Raw genomic sequence first — 13,956 nt, forward strand, 5'->3', positions numbered from 1 at the left:
CGGCCCGCGCGTACCCGTCGTACGGAGGAACGCCGTACGGACGAGAGCCGTACGGGCGCACACCGAACACGCGTACACCGGACGTGAGCACGCTACGCATACGCGCGCTCGCGACACGAGAAAAGTACGCCGGAACACCGGTCCCGGAACAGGGCGTCCGCCCGCATTCCTTTCCCGTGGGCGCGGGTTGAAGCATCGGCCGGTGGGGGGAGGGGAAGGAATGGCCCGGATTGCCCGGTAAGAGTGGCTTGCGGGGGGCGGCTGGGGGATTCGGTACGGCCGGGCCGCCCGGTACCACCAGATCGCCCGGCACAGCCGTTTTGCCCGGTACAGCCGTATCACCCGGTACGCCCGTCCCGTCCGACGGCATCCTCTCCACCCCCGCCCGTCCGCCCGTCCTCGTCGGCAGCCCCGTCGCCACCCGTCCCGGTGTGCCCGGCGGTGTGTCCGGGGCCGGGGAACACATGGATGCCGACTGTCCCACATACCGTTGCGTACGCGAAGGGTGTTTGCCCAACAGGAGCCGTTTCGAGACGCGTAAGGGGGCGGCGGGACACGGGAGTTGACCGCGCGCCGGCCGGTGCGCGTCAGTCGCCCATCAGTGAGCCGAAGTCGGTGCCGGAGCCGAGGAAGAAGCCCGCGACGAGCAGGATCATCGTGGCGGGGACCATGAACGTGGTGACCACCATGGTCGCCTTGGGCACCGCGCGGGCGGCGCGGCGCCGGGCGTTCTGCGCGTCGGTGCGGCGCATGTCGTCGGCGATCTGGATGAGGGTGTCGACGATCGGGGAGCCGAGTTCCTCGCCCTGCTGGAGCGCGGTGACGAACTGGGCCACCTGCTCGGAGTCGTTGCGTCTGCGCAGTTCCTCGAACGCCTCGCGGCGGCTGACGCCCATGTCCAACTGCCGGAGCGTGATCCGCAGCTCGTCGGCCCACGGGCCTTCGTACTTGTCGGCCACCCGGTCCAGGGCCTGCCGGAAGCCCAGCCCGGCGCTGACCACGACGGCCAGCACGTCCAGGAAGTCGGGCAACGTCCGTTCGATGGTGTCCTTGCGTTGGCGAATCGCCGCCCAGATGCCGACCTCGTTCCAGAACAGGCCGAAGGCGACGAGGAGGAGGGCGAGCAGGTACTGGGAGCGCAGCAGCATGACGAGCGCGCCGCCGAAGCCGAGGAAGCCGTACACCGCGCGGCGGGCGGCGTAGCGGTCCACGGTCAGGCCGCCGGGGTTGCCCGCCTGATCGATGCGTCTGCGCACCTTGGCCACCCGCTTCTCGCCCATCAGGCGTAGGACGAGGGGTGCGTACCGCATTCCCGCCCGGTCCACCGCCGATCCGACGACGGTCGTGCGGGTCGAGCCGACCTCCAGGGCGACGGCGATGTCCGGGGGCAGTCTGGCCTCGCGGCGGTAGAGGGCGACGCCGTAGCAGATGCCCGCCACGGAGGCGGCGAGCGCGAGGGCGAGGAGCAGGCCGGTCGTTCCGATTCCCATGGGTGGGTGCCTTCGGGTGGGGAGGGTGGCGGGGCGGCCGGGGCGGCAGCCGTCGGGCGTCAGATGTCGATCTTGGAGATACGGCGGATCACGAAGAAGCCGGCCGCGTACAGGACGAAGGCCACGACCACCGCGGCCTGCCCCAGGAACGTGGCCGTCATCCGGTCGATGGCCCCGGGCGCGATGCGGTTCATCAGCAGCAGCGTGCCCAGGCCGAGGAACGGCACGACGTACGCCGTGACGACGACCTGGGAGAGCTGGGTGCGCACCTCGCGCCGGGTCTCCTTGCGCTCTTCCAGGGTCTTGGTGAGGTTGCGCAGCGAGCCGACGACCGTGCCGCCCGCGCGGTTGGACAGCACCAGGGTGGTGACGAGGACGACGAGTTCGCGGGAGGGCAGGCGGGCGGCCAGCTCGTCGAGGGCGTCGTCGAGGGAGTGGCCGACGGCCAGTTTGTCGGAGACCTTGGCCAGTTCCTCCCCGGCGGGCGCCTCCAGTTCCTCGGCCGCCATGCCCAGGGCCGTACGCAGCGCCAGCCCGGCCTGGGTGGCGTTGGCGAGGATGCGGGACAGCTCGGGAAGCTGGTTGATGAACTTCTCGATACGTTTCTGCCGCTGCCAGTTGAGGAAGGCGTACGCCGACCAGACGGCCGCCAGGGCCGCGATCGGGCCGAAGAAGGGCGCCAGGACCGCCTGCGCGACGATCCACACCCCGGCGACCACGGCGAGCAGGCCGACGAAGAACTCGCCGGGGGTCACGTCCAGGCCGGTGGCGGCCAGCCGCAGTTCCAGGCCGCGCCCGAGCCGGGTGGCGCGCAGCCGGCGGTCGAGGGCGGCGAAGCGGCGGCCGTGGCCGGGCCGGGGCAGGCCGTGGTCGTCGGAGAGCCGGTCGACGAGGGCCCGGTGCCGTTCGCGTCCGGTCGCGTAGAGCCGCAGGCCCACGACGGCCAGCACCGCGCAGAGCAGGGTGACGCCGAGGGTGAGCAGGGCGATGTCGTCCAGGGGCATGGGCGCGGGTCCGTCCTCCGGTGGTGAGCCGCTACGGGGCTTACAGGGGCCAACAGGGGTTCATACGGCTGCACACGGCTTCACGAGGCTTCCCGGGTGGTGAGCTGGTCGGCGTCGGCCGCGACCCCGAAGGCCGGGGGTACGGGTTCGTCGGCCAGGTAGAGGCGTTCGGCGACGCGGCGCGGCAGCGGGTGGTAGCGGAAGCGGCCGCGTACGGTGCGGTCGGCGCCGCTCGGTTCGGCCTCGAAGCGGCAGACGGTGGCGAGGCGGTAGTCCGCGTGGCCGTGCGAGTCGAGGATGGCGATCTCGCCGATGCGGCGGGAACCGTCGGCGTGCCGGGTGATCTGGACGAGGCAGTCGACGGCGCTGTTGATCTGGTCGCGCAGCGCCTCGAAGGGCACCTTGACGTCGGACATGGACGCGAGCGTCTGGAGGCGCATCAGGGCGTCCTCGGCGCTGTTGGCGTGCACGGTGGCGAGCGAGCCGTCGTGGCCGGTGGACATGGCCTGGAGCATGTCGAGGGTCTCGCCGCCGCGGACCTCGCCGACGATGATGCGGTCGGGGCGCATGCGCAGAGAGTTGCGTACGAGGTCGCGGATGGTGATCCGGCCCTTGCCCTCCACGTTGGGCGGCCGGGACTCCAGGCGGATCACATGGGTCTGCTGGAGCTGGAGTTCGGCGGCGTCCTCGACGGTGATGATCCGCTCGCCCTCGGGGATGAGGCCGGAGAGGGCGTTGAGGAGGGTGGTCTTGCCGGCGCCGGTGGGTCCGGAGACGACCACGTTGAACTTGGCCCGGACCAGCCCGGCGAGCAGCATCACCATCTGGTCGTCGAGGGTGCCCATGCCGATGAGTTCGGGCAGCGTGTACGCGCGGGGGAAGCGGCGGATGGTGAGGGTGGCGCCGTTCAGGGCGAGCGGCGGGATGATCACGTTGACGCGCTCGCCGGAGGGCAGCCGCGCGTCGACCATCGGGTTGGACTCGTCCACCCGGCGGTTGACGGTGGAGACGATGCGTTCGATCGTCTGCATGAGCTGTTCGTGGGAGGCGAAGCGGACGGGGACCAGCTCCACCCGGCCGTGCCGCTCGACGTACACCTGGTCGGGCCCGTTGACCATGATCTCGGTGACCGAGGCGTCTTCGAGCAGCGGTTCCAGGACGCCGAGGCCGAGCGCCTCGTCCACCACGCGGCGGATGAGCTGCGCGCGTTCGGCGGTGGACAGGACCGGGCCCTCGCGGCTGATGATGTGGCCGAGGACGCGCTCCAGGCGGGTACGGCGCTCGGCGGCGGCGAGCGCCGACATCTCGGCGAGGTCGATCTCCTCCAGCAGCTTGGCGCGGTAGACGGCGACGAGGTGGCCGTCCTCGCGGCCCGTCGGCGGGGCCTCCGGCGCGGCGATGCGGGCTCTGAGACTCATGGGGCGGTGCTTCCTCCGGGTTCGGCGGGCAGGGCCATGGTGGCGCTGCGGGTGGCGGGCCCGAACTCGACGCCGGGAATGACGGACGGGATCTTGACCGTCGCGGTCGCCACGGCCTCGCCGCCGCCCTCGGACGCCTGGACACTGGCGTCCGCGGCGACCCAGCCGCTCATGGCCGCCTTGCCCGCCGCCTCCGGGGACGTCTTCCGGTCGGCCTCGTCGAGGGTGGCCGTACGGGCGGCGGCGCGCGCTCCCGTACCGGCCTGCTGGACGGCGTACGCGGCCAGGCCGAGCTGGATCACGGCGAGGGCGATGAGCAGCAGGATCGGCAGGAAGCCGAGGAATTCGACGGAGACCTGGCCGCGGTCGTCGCGCCGGCGGCGTCCCCCTCGCCGTCCCCGGATGCGCACGGTCATCGTCACGCCCCCTCCTCCTCCGCCGCGCCCGCCGTGCCCACGACGTGCCCTGGGAAGTTCACCGCGCCGGGGAAGAGCACCGGCACCTGGAGCGCCACCCGCGCCTTCCACAGGCCGCCCTCGGGAGCGCACGAAATCTGGGCGCCGCCCTCCCACGCGCCGGGCAGATCCTTCCTGGCCGCCGCCTCGCACGCGGCCGGGCCGCCCGTCTCGGTCGCGGTGCCCGCCCGCGCGCCCTTGTCCGCCGAGTTGGCGGCGAGCGTGAAGGTGTAGCCGACGAGCACGAACTGCCAGAGCAACACGAGGACGGCGAGGATCAGCGGGGCCAGCCCGAGGAGTTCGACGGAGACCTGGCCGCGGTCGTCGCCCAGCCGTGGGCGGCGCATCCCTCAGCCCTCCTCGTACGGTCCGGCCGCGCCGAAGGCCCCCGCGGCACCCGGCACTCCCGGCTCCCCGGCGGCGGGCCCGGCCGTCAGCGCCTTGCGCCGCCGGCCGGTCAGCGGCGTACGGGCGCGGTGGCTGCCCCGCCCCTGCCGGGCCGCGGCCGGCGCGTCGACCAGGCCCAGCTCGCCGGCGAGCGCCCACAGCGCCTGCCGGACCGTGGACCGGGCGTCCAGGTCCTGCATCCGGCCCGCGTCGACGTACGGCTGGAGCTCCTTGAAGGCGGCCGGTACGGACGTCCGGGCGACCCGGGTGCCGGTGGCCTTGCCGACCAGCGGCGGCTGGATCTCGGTGTTACGGGTGAGGCGGTTGACGACGGTCGTGGTGTCCTCGGCCTTGCGGATCTGCAGCCGGTCCCACAGCCGTACGAGGCGCTTGGCGGCCCGTACACAGACCACGTCCGGCGTCGTCACGAGCAGGGCGGTGTCGGAGAGTTCGACGGCGGCGGCGCTGGCGGACTGCATCTGGGAGCCGCAGTCCACCACCACCAGCTCATAGCGGGAGCGCAGCGCCGCCAGGACCGTACGGGCGGCCCGGTCGTCCACCTCCTCACCACGCTCGCCCTCCTCCGGCGCCAGCAGCAGACCCAGTCCGGTGTGGTGGGCGTGCACGGCGTCCTGGAGGACGCGTACGGAGATGTCCTGGATGCCCGCGAGGTCGACGATCGAACGGCGGAACTGGACGTCCAGGTAGGAGGCCACGTCACCGGACTGGAGGTCCATGTCGACCAGCGCGACGCTGCGTCCGGCAGCGCGCGCGGCGAGCGCGAGCTGCACGGCGGTGACCGTCGTACCGACACCTCCCTTGGCGCCGGTGACGGTGACGAGCGTGCCCGCCGGACCGAGCGCAGCTTCCTGACCGCCGCCCAGGTGGACCCGTACACCGGCCGCCCACTGGGCCGCGGCCTGCACCCTGGCCGCCAGTTCGTCGTAGCCGAGCGGCAGGCCGACGATGCCGCGCGCGCCCGCGTCCATGGCGGCGGCGAACAGGGCCGGGCCCGCGTCGGTGGTGATCAGCACGACGCCGACGGCGGGGAAGCGCAGCGCGATGTCGCGGATCAGCTCCAGCGCGGGCACCGGGCCGATGCGCTCGTGGACCAGGACGACCTCGGGCAGCTCGTCCACCGCGGACGGCGGCCCCGGCCGGTCCGGGGAGCCGGCCGCGGCCCGGGAGACGGCCTGGTCGAGCGCGTTGACCAGGGCGGTGGAGTCGGTGACCGGCGGCCCGGGCTCGGCGCCCGGCAACTGGCTGAGCAGCGACGACACGGCACGGGCTGCGTCGGGGTCGCCGACCGCCGGGAGGATGCGGATGGTCACCAGGGCCTCCGGGTCATTTGTCGCCGTCGAGCGTGTAGGTGCGCTCCGCGGGCGGGATGTCGGCCTCGGTGCCGGGGGCGACGAGGGCGAGCCGTACGTGGGTGGCGAAGGACTCCGCGTAGGCGACGCGCTGGGCGTCCTGGGTGCTCAGCGCGAAGGTGATCGGTACGGCGTCGGTGGCGCGGCGGGTGCTGGAGGAGCGGGTGTCGCCGGGATCCTTGCTCTCCAGCGGGGTGAGCTTGCCCCGGTCGATGACCTGGGCGTTCGCCACGATCACCTTGGAGACGGGCCGGTCCTGGGAGCGTTTGCCCTCGAAGGTGGCGTAGATGTTCACCCGGGCCCCCGGGTTGATCTTCCCGGCCACGCCGGTGGCCGCGTCGATCATGATGGCGATCTCCTGCTGCCCCGGCTTGAGCGCGGGGCGGTCGACGGCCATGTCGTCCTGGAGGAGCGAGCCCTTGTGCAGCGGCGTCACGGCGATCTTCCCGCGGACCCGGGCCAGGTCGGTGACAGCGGTGGACGGCAGCCAGCGCTCCGGTATCTCCACCTTCTCGAACTGGCCCGGATCGAGCGCCTGATAGGCGGCCACGTCCGCTTTCAGCCGGTACGCGGTGCGCTCGGGGCCGACCTTGGACTCCACATTGCGTATGACCGACAGCACGCCGACGAACGCGCCGAGCGCGCAGAGGACCGACAGGAGCAGCAGGATCACTCCGCGGCGCTGGCGTGAGTTCATGGGTGCGGGACCTCGGGGGGATCGGTGCGGGCGGGGGTGAGGAAGGGGACAGGAGCGGGGCGGGCCCGGTGGAGCCGTCCCGAGCGGGGTGGTCCGTACGGGCGGGCCGGAGCCGTCACGGGACGGATCAGCGTGCCCGTACGGCCGTCCGCCGCCCCGGCTCGGGTCCCGGGACACCGCCCGGCGACACCGGTGCCAGGCCCCGGCGCCGCAGCAGGGAGGAGGCGGGCGTGGCGGAGTCCACCGGTGCGGCGCCCGGACCGTGCACGGTGCGGGGCCGCGCGGCCCCGCCCGTACGGCGCCCGGTGTCGGCCGCCGCACCCGGTACGGCGGTCGGCGCACAGCAGAACGCGCACCGGTCGCCGATGAGTTCGAGACCGCACCAGCGGCACTCCTCTCTCCGTACGGACGCCACGAGCTGGTAGAGCACCGAAAGATCCGGAATGGCCGCCGAGAACTCGGCGGCCTTGTGCGTCCCCCACCACACCGCCGACTCGGCGGGCAGCGGCACCTCGTACGTCCCCTGCACCTGCCAGGAGCGCGCCAGGACGCCGCCGACCCACTCGCCGGACACCTGGCCGCGCGCCCAGACGAGGCGGGTGGCGAAGCCGGGGGCGGGCAGGCCGGCTTCGGCGGCCCGTTCGGCGTGCCGGTCGAGGCGGACGAGCTGCGGATCCGGGTTGGCGAGCACCGCGAAGTGCGCGCCGGGCACCCAGGACCGCAGGTGGGAACGGAGGTCCGTCGGCACCCTGTCGAGGCGGGCGACGCTGCCCAGCAGGGCGCCCGCGTGCACGTAGTGCGCCAGCAGACGGGCGGCGCAGGCGAGCAGGCCGGGGCTGAAGTCGCACAGTGACAACTGCCGGAGCTGCTGGGCGAGGACAGCCAGGCCGAGCGGCGGCAGGTCCATCGGCAGGATCGCGAACCGGTCGCTCTCCAGGACCGCGCGCAGGGTGTGCAGCCGGCGGACGTGGTCCGGCGGGCAGGCGGTGGAGTAGAGCGCCACGAGGTGGCCGTGGTGCTCCAGCACCGCGCCCAGCTCGTTGAGCGCCTCGTCCAGCGGCTGGGCGTGCGGGGGCCGGACGACGACGGCGGCCGGGGTCTGCCGGTCGGTGGCGGGCAGCGCGAGATCGGCGCTGGTGACTGCAATCGCGGTCGGCACGTCGCGTCCCCCACTGCGCTGCTGGCGCTGTCGGCACTGTTGGCGCTGTCGGCACTGCTGTTGGCTCAGCACCTTATCCACGAGTTCCGCCCGGGAGAACACGTTCTGGGGTACTGGCCGTCCGACTTGGCGCTTCCGCTCCCCCGCCGCTCCGCGCCTCCCGGGGAATTCCCGGTTCCGCACGACCTCTTGACACGCACATTGGTCTGGACCACCTTGTACGCCAGCACGACGCACCACGTGCAACACCAGCACCACAGCAGCTCAGGGGCCCCTGAACGCGCAGCAGCACCACCTTGCCCAACTCGGCCGCCGGCAAGTCGGTGATCATCTCGGTCGGCGGCGAGAAGGGCGCGGTATCCGTCAGCGACGACGCCTCCGCGAAGAACTTCGCCGACTCCCTCGGCAAGCTCATGGACGAGTACGGCTTCGACGGCGTCGACATCGACCTGGAGAACGGCCTCGACTCGACCTACATGACCAAGGCGCTCAAGGCCGTGCACGCACAGCACAGGGAAGTCGTGGTCACGATGGCGCCGCAGACGATCGACATGCAGTCGCCGCAGAACGCCTACTTCAAGACGGCGCTGAACATCAAGGACTTCCTCACGGTCGTCAACATGCAGTACTACAACAGCGGCTCGATGAACGGCTGCGACGGCAAGGTGTACGCCCAGGGCACGGTCCACGGCCTGCCGTAACCGACCTCACGTACGCCACACAGCAGACGACCGGCCGCGCGGTGCCCGGAGCACCACGCGGCCGGCTCATGTCTCAAGGACTGCGCGCGCCCTCAGCCTTGGCCGTTACGGCTTCGGCAGAACGCACCCCGCCCGCCCCAGGTCCAGCTTGTTGCCGGTCCCGAAGCAGTTGGGGATGGTGTAGATCTGCTGGGCGTAGTTGATGCCCTTGCGGACGGTGACCTTGCCGTTCTCGTCGATCTCGCACGGGTTGTTCATCGTGCAGCGGGCGCCGTCCTCGTTGCCCGTGTTGTTGATCGCGGTGACCTTGCCGGTGGCGTTGTCGATGACCGGCGAGCCGGACGTACCGCCGTACGTCTTGCAGGCGGAGGTGTAGCGGACCGAGTCCTTCATGAGGTAACCGCCCTCCTTCAACTGCGGGACGAACCCGTCGATGTTGCAGGAGAAGGTCTTCTTCCAGTAACCGGACACGACGGTGATGCCCGCGCCCTTGGCCGGGTGGCTGGTGGCTATGTCCAGCGCCTTGATGCCGTAACGCTGCTTTATCTGGGCATAGGTGGAGGAAAGTTCGTAGAAGGACACGTCGGTGTCGGTCATCGTGCCGTAGACGACCTTGGTGGCGCGTACCGTGCCGAGGTTGCCGGCCGAGGCGTTCAGCACGGTGAAGCTGCGGCTGGAGGGCTGGTCGACGACGACCTCGCCCGGGTCGGGCATGCCGCTCTCCAGACAGTGGCCGTTGGACATGACCAGGGCCGGGTCGTTGTCGGTCGAGGTGGGCATCCGGACGATCGAACCCGAGCAGTTGCTGAGCGCGACCGTACCCGCGAAGTTCACGGCCTTGGGCTTCACCCGGACGTCCTGCACCGCCTGGGACTGCGCAGCCGCCGCGGCCTGCGCCGCGGTCGGGCCGGCCGCGTCCGCCGTCGTGGCGGCGCCGGCCGTGCCAGTGGCGCCGATGAGTGCCGTGGCGCTCAGGACGGCCGTGGCCAGGGCGCCGACGAGAGGTCTGTTCATGTGGGGGTCCTCTCACACTGGTGAGTCCGGCGTGGCGCCGGACTTGTCGTGCGCATTGTTGGTGCGGCACCGGCCGCTGGCAAGGATCTTCCGGAAACCCGGCGGAAATTGGCGTGTTTGCGTCAACGCAAGCCATTGACCGAGCCATGCCAAGGCAAAACACTGACGCCGTCGCCAGCCTCACACCCCCACGGAGGTCACTCCATGCGACCACGGTTACGCGGCAGACGGACCACCGTCCTCACCGCGCTCCTCTCCCTCGCACTGGCCGCACCCCTCGCCGCCCGCGCGGAGGACTCCCCTCGCCAGACCACTCCCACCGAGACCGCCGCGGCCGGCACCACGGCGGCCGACACCGGCACACCCCGCCAGTACGAGATCACCGGCCTCACCACCGCGGACCGGCGCAGCGCCCTCGCCTCCACCGGCGTGTCCATCGACGAGGTGCACGGCCGCACCGTCGTCATCACCGCGGACACCGCGCAGGCCGCCCTCGTACGCAAGCTCGGCCACCGGCTGCGGGCCCTGCCGGCGCCCCCGACGGGCACCGGCGACCGCGTCAAGGACTTCCCCTCCGGCTACGGCAAGTACCACAACAACGCCGAGGCCACCGCCGAGATCAACGCACTCGTCGCCAAGTACCCGGCCATCCTCGCCAAGCGCGTCATCGGCAAGACCTACGAGGGCCGGGACATCCTCGCCCTCAAGCTCAGCAAGAACGTCGCCCAGGACGAGAACGAACCCGAGGTCCTCTTCACCGCGCACCAGCACGCGCGCGAACACCTCACCGTCGAGATGGCCCTCTACCTGCTCAACGACTACACGTCCAAGTACGGCAGCGACCCGCGCGTCACCAAAATGCTCGACTCCCGTGAGATCTGGGTCGTGCCGGACGTGAACCCGGACGGCGGCGCCTACGACATCGCCACCGGCTCCTTCCGCAGTTGGCGCAAGAACCGCCAGCCCAACAGCGGCTCCTCGAACGTCGGCACCGACCTGAACCGCAACTGGGACTTCAAGTGGGGCTGCTGCGGCGGCTCCTCGGGCAGCACCGGCTCCGAGACCTACCGCGGCCCGTCCGCCGCCTCGGCCCCCGAGGTCAAGGTCGTCGCCGACTTCGTCCGCAGCCGGATCGTCGGCGGCGTCCAGCAGATCAAGACCGCCATCGACTTCCACACGTACAGCGAACTGGTCCTGTGGCCGTACGGCTGGACCTACAACGACACCGCCCCCGGCATGACCCAGGACGACCGCGACGCCTTCGCGGCCGTCGGCAAGTCCATGGCGGCCAGCAACGGCTACACCCCCGAGCAGTCCAGCGACCTCTACATCACCGACGGCTCCATCGACGACTGGCTCTGGGGCAACCAGAAGATCTTCGGCTACACCTTCGAGATGTACCCGTCCTCCGCGGGCGCGGGCGGCTTCTACCCCCGCGACTCGGTCATCGCCCGCGAAACCTCCCGCAACCGCGACGCGGTCCTGCAACTCCTGGAGAACAGCGACTGCATGTACCGGTCGATCGGCAAGGAGGCGCAGTACTGCAAGAAGAGCTGAACCGGAAAGCTCTACGCCGGGCCCGCGGCCGCCGCGGGCCCGGCGTCGCGCCGTCCGGCAGCCGGCACCGACGCCTGCACTATTGCGCAATTCTCCCTAGTTCCCCGTCGACGCACCGTGAAAAGTCCCGCCATGCCACCCCTTTACCTCAGGAAAGAACCCTCCGAACAAGATCAATAAAGCAGCACCGGGCATCGATCACCCCACAATGTAAGGTGCCCCTACGGCGAATCTTCCGGCCTCGATCCATTCACGCGCGCACCAGGCACGTTGGGCGCATTGGTACGGGAATTCGCCCTTTGTCCGTATTGCGGTGATCATCGGCTAGGGAGTTCCGCGTTCCATGGGGGACCATTTCGCAACCGACACAGACCAGCTGGGGGCTTTTCTCAAGACCCTCGAAGGCTGTGTGCGGGAACTGAACGAGGCCCGATCGGCCCTCGCCCACGTACGATCCGACCAGATCGGCACCCAGCGCTTGGACGGGGCGTGCGACGGCTTCCAGGAGCGCTGGAAGTACGGCTCCGAACAGACCAAGAAGATGATCGACGCGATCAGCGAAGGCGTGAAGTCCAACAAGAAGGGCTACGAAGAGGTCGAGAAGGCCCTCGAAGCAGCCCTCAAGGACATAACCCGGAAAGCGACCTCCGCCAGCGCGAACGGAGGGGCCGAGTAGTGGCGGCGAACCTCTATCCGCACCTCGGCTGGAACCCCGTACCCGGCGTACCCTCCGAAGTCACCGCACTGCAACAGAAGGTCACCCGGGCAGCCACCGCACTGCGCTCCTGCCACCACCAGATTCAGCAGCTCATCGGCGAGAGCAGCTACTGGCAGGGCGAAGCGGCCAAGGCATTCCGTGAAGCGCTGGACGGCGAACTACCGACCTACATCAAGAATGCCGCGCGCTCTCTGGAGAAAGCGTCCGCGCAACTGAAGGTCTGGGACGACGACCTGACGTCCAACCGTGACCTGGCGCGCAAGTACGACGACGAGGCAGGCGAGCGCAAGGCCGCCGCCGACCGGGCCGCGGCACACCGCACCAAGGCCGCGCAGCACCCCGACCTCAAGCTGGCCGGACAGCAGTTCCCGTCCCAGGCGGAGGCGGACGCGGCCGAACAGCGGCTGCGCGCCGCCGAGCGCAGCCTCAACGAGGCGACCAGCGCCCTGAATCACGCCAACAGCTCGTACAACGACGTCATCAGCAAGGCCGAGCGGCTGGAAACCAGCCACGCCGACCAGGCCGAGACGGTCGCCAGGGAACTCGACGGTGCCACCGACAAGTTGGCCCCCAGGGAGCCGGGCTGGCTCAGCAAGGCCGTCAACGCGATCTGGGACGGCATCAAGGCCGTCGGCGCGTTCCTGTACGAGCACGCGGGCACCATCGGCGCCATCGCCGGGCTGCTGGCGCTCTTCCCCACCCCGCTGACGCCGCTCTTCGCCGGTATCGCGGTGGTGGCCAGCGCCGCGTCCATGACCAAGAACCTCTCCGATCCGGAGTTCAGAGCCGCGCTGGCGGGCGAGAAGGGCGGCTGGGACACCTTCGCCGCCTACGCCTCTCTGGCCGGCGACACCGTCGGCATGATCCCCGGTGTCGGCGCGCTGGGACGCGCCGGCAAGGAGGTCTTCGAGGCGTCGGTGACCGCCGAGCGGTGGGGTGTGGCCGTCTCCCGCTCGGAGCAGGTGTCCGGGTTCGCCAAGGAGATCGTGCCCGCCTTCTCCAGCAAGGCCACGGCGGCCGCCGAAGAGGGCGCCGCCGCGTTCGCCGCGGGCGGCAGGGAAGCCGCGAAGCGCGTCGCGGAGATCAGCGCCAACGGCGTCAACGTCACCGCCAACCTCGCCTCCTCCGCGGAGAGCCTGGGTTGGCTGCCGAAGGAAGGCGCCGGTCACAACGCTGCCGAGAGCACGAAGGCCGCCGCGACCCTGCACGGCATCGCCGGACTGGTGGGCATCGCGTGAACCGCCCTGTCGAGCGCCGGGGGGCGGTCATCTCATGAACAGCACCATCGCCGGACCGCCGACCGAGCCCCGCCCAGCCTTCTGGTACGGCCTTCCGGACGGCTATGTGCGGCTGAGCCTCCACCCGTCCCTCGAGCGCGTCGAGAACCTGGCCGCCCAGGTGCGGGCCCTGCCCGACGCTGTACGCGAACGGGCCGAGAGCGCGTTCCGTTTCTACGCGGGCATCCTGACGCTGTTCAACGACCAGGAGGTGCAGGGCTGCGCGATCGGCCTGCATCCGGACGGCGAGGGCGGCATCTCCTTCTCCGTCCTGGCCGTGTCCACCGTCCCGGTCGCCGGTGTCGACCCGAAACTCGTCCTCGCCGGCCTGCTGGGCACACCGGGGGAACGCCCGCCGGGCGAGACCCTGACCCCGGTGGAACTGCCGTGTGGCCTGGGCTTCCTCTCCGAGGCCGAGCGGCGCACGACCGCCCCCGGCAAGCCACCGGAAGGCGCCGACGGCCCGCCGCAGGGCACGGTCTGGCAGGGCACGGTGGCCCTGACCGGCGCCGGCACGCCCGACATCATCGTGGTGCAACTGGTGACCGCCGCCGTGGAGCTGGCCGCCGACTACCGCAACGTACTCCTCGGTACGGCGGCCACGCTGACCTTCAGCGACCCGGCGCACCCGGAGGGACCCGAGGAGGAAGATCCCCCAGGGTGTGGCCCCGCCGGGGGCACCGTGCGCGACATCTTCGGATGAACCGGA

13 protein-coding genes and 1 pseudogene are annotated in these 13,956 nt (G+C 71.1%); 5 read left to right on the forward strand and 9 right to left on the reverse strand.

The window, feature by feature from the left end; genetic code table 11:
- Nucleotides 1-587: 587 nt before the first annotated feature.
- From EJG53_RS14605 to EJG53_RS14635, 8 genes are all read right to left on the reverse strand, one after another.
- Complete coding sequence (locus EJG53_RS14605) at nt 588-1,490, reverse strand: DUF5936 domain-containing protein (RefSeq protein ID WP_031007956.1); 903 nt, start codon at nt 1,488-1,490, stop codon at nt 588-590.
- Between the two features lie 59 nt (nt 1,491-1,549).
- The gene (locus EJG53_RS14610; protein ID WP_125045210.1) at nt 1,550-2,494 is read right to left on the reverse strand and encodes a type II secretion system F family protein; all 945 of its coding nucleotides are present in this window, start codon (nt 2,492-2,494) and stop codon (nt 1,550-1,552) included.
- An 80-nt stretch (nt 2,495-2,574) separates the two neighbouring features.
- On the reverse strand, nt 2,575-3,912 hold the full coding sequence (locus EJG53_RS14615; RefSeq protein WP_031007953.1) for a CpaF family protein: 1,338 nt from the start codon (nt 3,910-3,912) through the stop codon (nt 2,575-2,577).
- Nucleotides 3,909-4,328, reverse strand: a complete 420-nt coding sequence (locus EJG53_RS14620) for a TadE/TadG family type IV pilus assembly protein (RefSeq protein WP_125049373.1) — start codon at nt 4,326-4,328, stop codon at nt 3,909-3,911. The genes EJG53_RS14615 and EJG53_RS14620 overlap by 4 nt, the downstream gene beginning before the upstream one ends.
- 2 nt (nt 4,329-4,330) lie before the next feature.
- A complete protein-coding gene (locus tag EJG53_RS41100; RefSeq protein WP_167515109.1) occupies nt 4,331-4,714 on the reverse strand; it encodes a TadE family protein in 384 nt (127 codons plus the stop codon).
- Between the two features lie 3 nt (nt 4,715-4,717).
- The gene (locus EJG53_RS14625) at nt 4,718-6,085 is read right to left on the reverse strand and encodes an AAA family ATPase (RefSeq protein ID WP_167515110.1); all 1,368 of its coding nucleotides are present in this window, start codon (nt 6,083-6,085) and stop codon (nt 4,718-4,720) included.
- Between the two features lie 13 nt (nt 6,086-6,098).
- A complete protein-coding gene (cpaB, locus tag EJG53_RS14630; protein ID WP_174856408.1) occupies nt 6,099-6,821 on the reverse strand; it encodes a Flp pilus assembly protein CpaB in 723 nt (240 codons plus the stop codon).
- A 127-nt stretch (nt 6,822-6,948) separates the two neighbouring features.
- Nucleotides 6,949-7,980, reverse strand: a complete 1,032-nt coding sequence (locus tag EJG53_RS14635; protein WP_244955140.1) for a hypothetical protein — start codon at nt 7,978-7,980, stop codon at nt 6,949-6,951.
- Between the two features lie 308 nt (nt 7,981-8,288).
- Between EJG53_RS14635 and EJG53_RS14640 the strand changes: the two are divergent.
- Nucleotides 8,289-8,666, forward strand: a pseudogene (locus EJG53_RS14640) (glycosyl hydrolase family 18 protein); the annotation flags it as partial.
- Nucleotides 8,667-8,786: 120 nt separating this feature from the next.
- On the opposite strand, the gene EJG53_RS14645 reads toward EJG53_RS14640, so the two are convergent.
- Nucleotides 8,787-9,695, reverse strand: coding sequence for a S1 family peptidase (locus EJG53_RS14645; RefSeq protein WP_125045211.1), 909 nt, complete (start codon nt 9,693-9,695; stop codon nt 8,787-8,789).
- Nucleotides 9,696-9,899: 204 nt separating this feature from the next.
- On the opposite strand from EJG53_RS14645, the gene EJG53_RS14650 reads away from it, so the two are divergent.
- From EJG53_RS14650 to EJG53_RS14665, 4 genes are all read left to right on the forward strand, one after another.
- Nucleotides 9,900-11,252 (forward strand): M14 family metallopeptidase, encoded by a 1,353-nt coding sequence (locus tag EJG53_RS14650; RefSeq protein ID WP_125045212.1) that lies wholly within the window; start codon nt 9,900-9,902, stop codon nt 11,250-11,252.
- Between the two features lie 343 nt (nt 11,253-11,595).
- Nucleotides 11,596-11,928, forward strand: a complete 333-nt coding sequence (locus tag EJG53_RS14655; protein ID WP_125045213.1) for a hypothetical protein — start codon at nt 11,596-11,598, stop codon at nt 11,926-11,928.
- On the forward strand, nt 11,928-13,208 hold the full coding sequence (locus EJG53_RS14660) for a putative T7SS-secreted protein (protein WP_125045214.1): 1,281 nt from the start codon (nt 11,928-11,930) through the stop codon (nt 13,206-13,208). Before EJG53_RS14655 ends, EJG53_RS14660 begins: the two co-directional genes overlap by 1 nt.
- Before the next feature lie 34 nt (nt 13,209-13,242).
- The gene (locus EJG53_RS14665) at nt 13,243-13,950 is read left to right on the forward strand and encodes a hypothetical protein (RefSeq protein WP_125045215.1); all 708 of its coding nucleotides are present in this window, start codon (nt 13,243-13,245) and stop codon (nt 13,948-13,950) included.
- Nucleotides 13,951-13,956: the final 6 nt, after the last annotated feature.

Origin of the sequence: Streptomyces chrestomyceticus JCM 4735 (assembly GCF_003865135.1) — a bacterium.
In the GTDB taxonomy this organism is placed as follows: domain Bacteria; phylum Actinomycetota; class Actinomycetes; order Streptomycetales; family Streptomycetaceae; genus Streptomyces; species Streptomyces chrestomyceticus.

What these genes read in the sequence shown, in the direction of transcription:
- EJG53_RS14645 (WP_125045211.1), bottom strand. Translation starts at nt 9,695, where the DNA reads ATGAACAGACCTCTCGTCGGCGCCCTGGCCACGGCCGTCCTGAGCGCC.
- EJG53_RS41100 (WP_167515109.1), bottom strand. Translation starts at nt 4,714, where the DNA reads ATGCGCCGCCCACGGCTGGGCGACGACCGCGGCCAGGTCTCCGTCGAA.
- EJG53_RS14655 (WP_125045213.1), top strand. Translation starts at nt 11,596, where the DNA reads ATGGGGGACCATTTCGCAACCGACACAGACCAGCTGGGGGCTTTTCTC.
- EJG53_RS14610 (WP_125045210.1), bottom strand. Translation starts at nt 2,494, where the DNA reads ATGCCCCTGGACGACATCGCCCTGCTCACCCTCGGCGTCACCCTGCTC.
- EJG53_RS14615 (WP_031007953.1), bottom strand. Translation starts at nt 3,912, where the DNA reads ATGAGTCTCAGAGCCCGCATCGCCGCGCCGGAGGCCCCGCCGACGGGC.
- EJG53_RS14650 (WP_125045212.1), top strand. Translation starts at nt 9,900, where the DNA reads ATGCGACCACGGTTACGCGGCAGACGGACCACCGTCCTCACCGCGCTC.
- EJG53_RS14620 (WP_125049373.1), bottom strand. Translation starts at nt 4,328, where the DNA reads ATGACCGTGCGCATCCGGGGACGGCGAGGGGGACGCCGCCGGCGCGAC.
- EJG53_RS14665 (WP_125045215.1), top strand. Translation starts at nt 13,243, where the DNA reads ATGAACAGCACCATCGCCGGACCGCCGACCGAGCCCCGCCCAGCCTTC.
- EJG53_RS14605 (WP_031007956.1), bottom strand. Translation starts at nt 1,490, where the DNA reads ATGGGAATCGGAACGACCGGCCTGCTCCTCGCCCTCGCGCTCGCCGCC.
- cpaB (WP_174856408.1), bottom strand. Translation starts at nt 6,821, where the DNA reads ATGAACTCACGCCAGCGCCGCGGAGTGATCCTGCTGCTCCTGTCGGTC.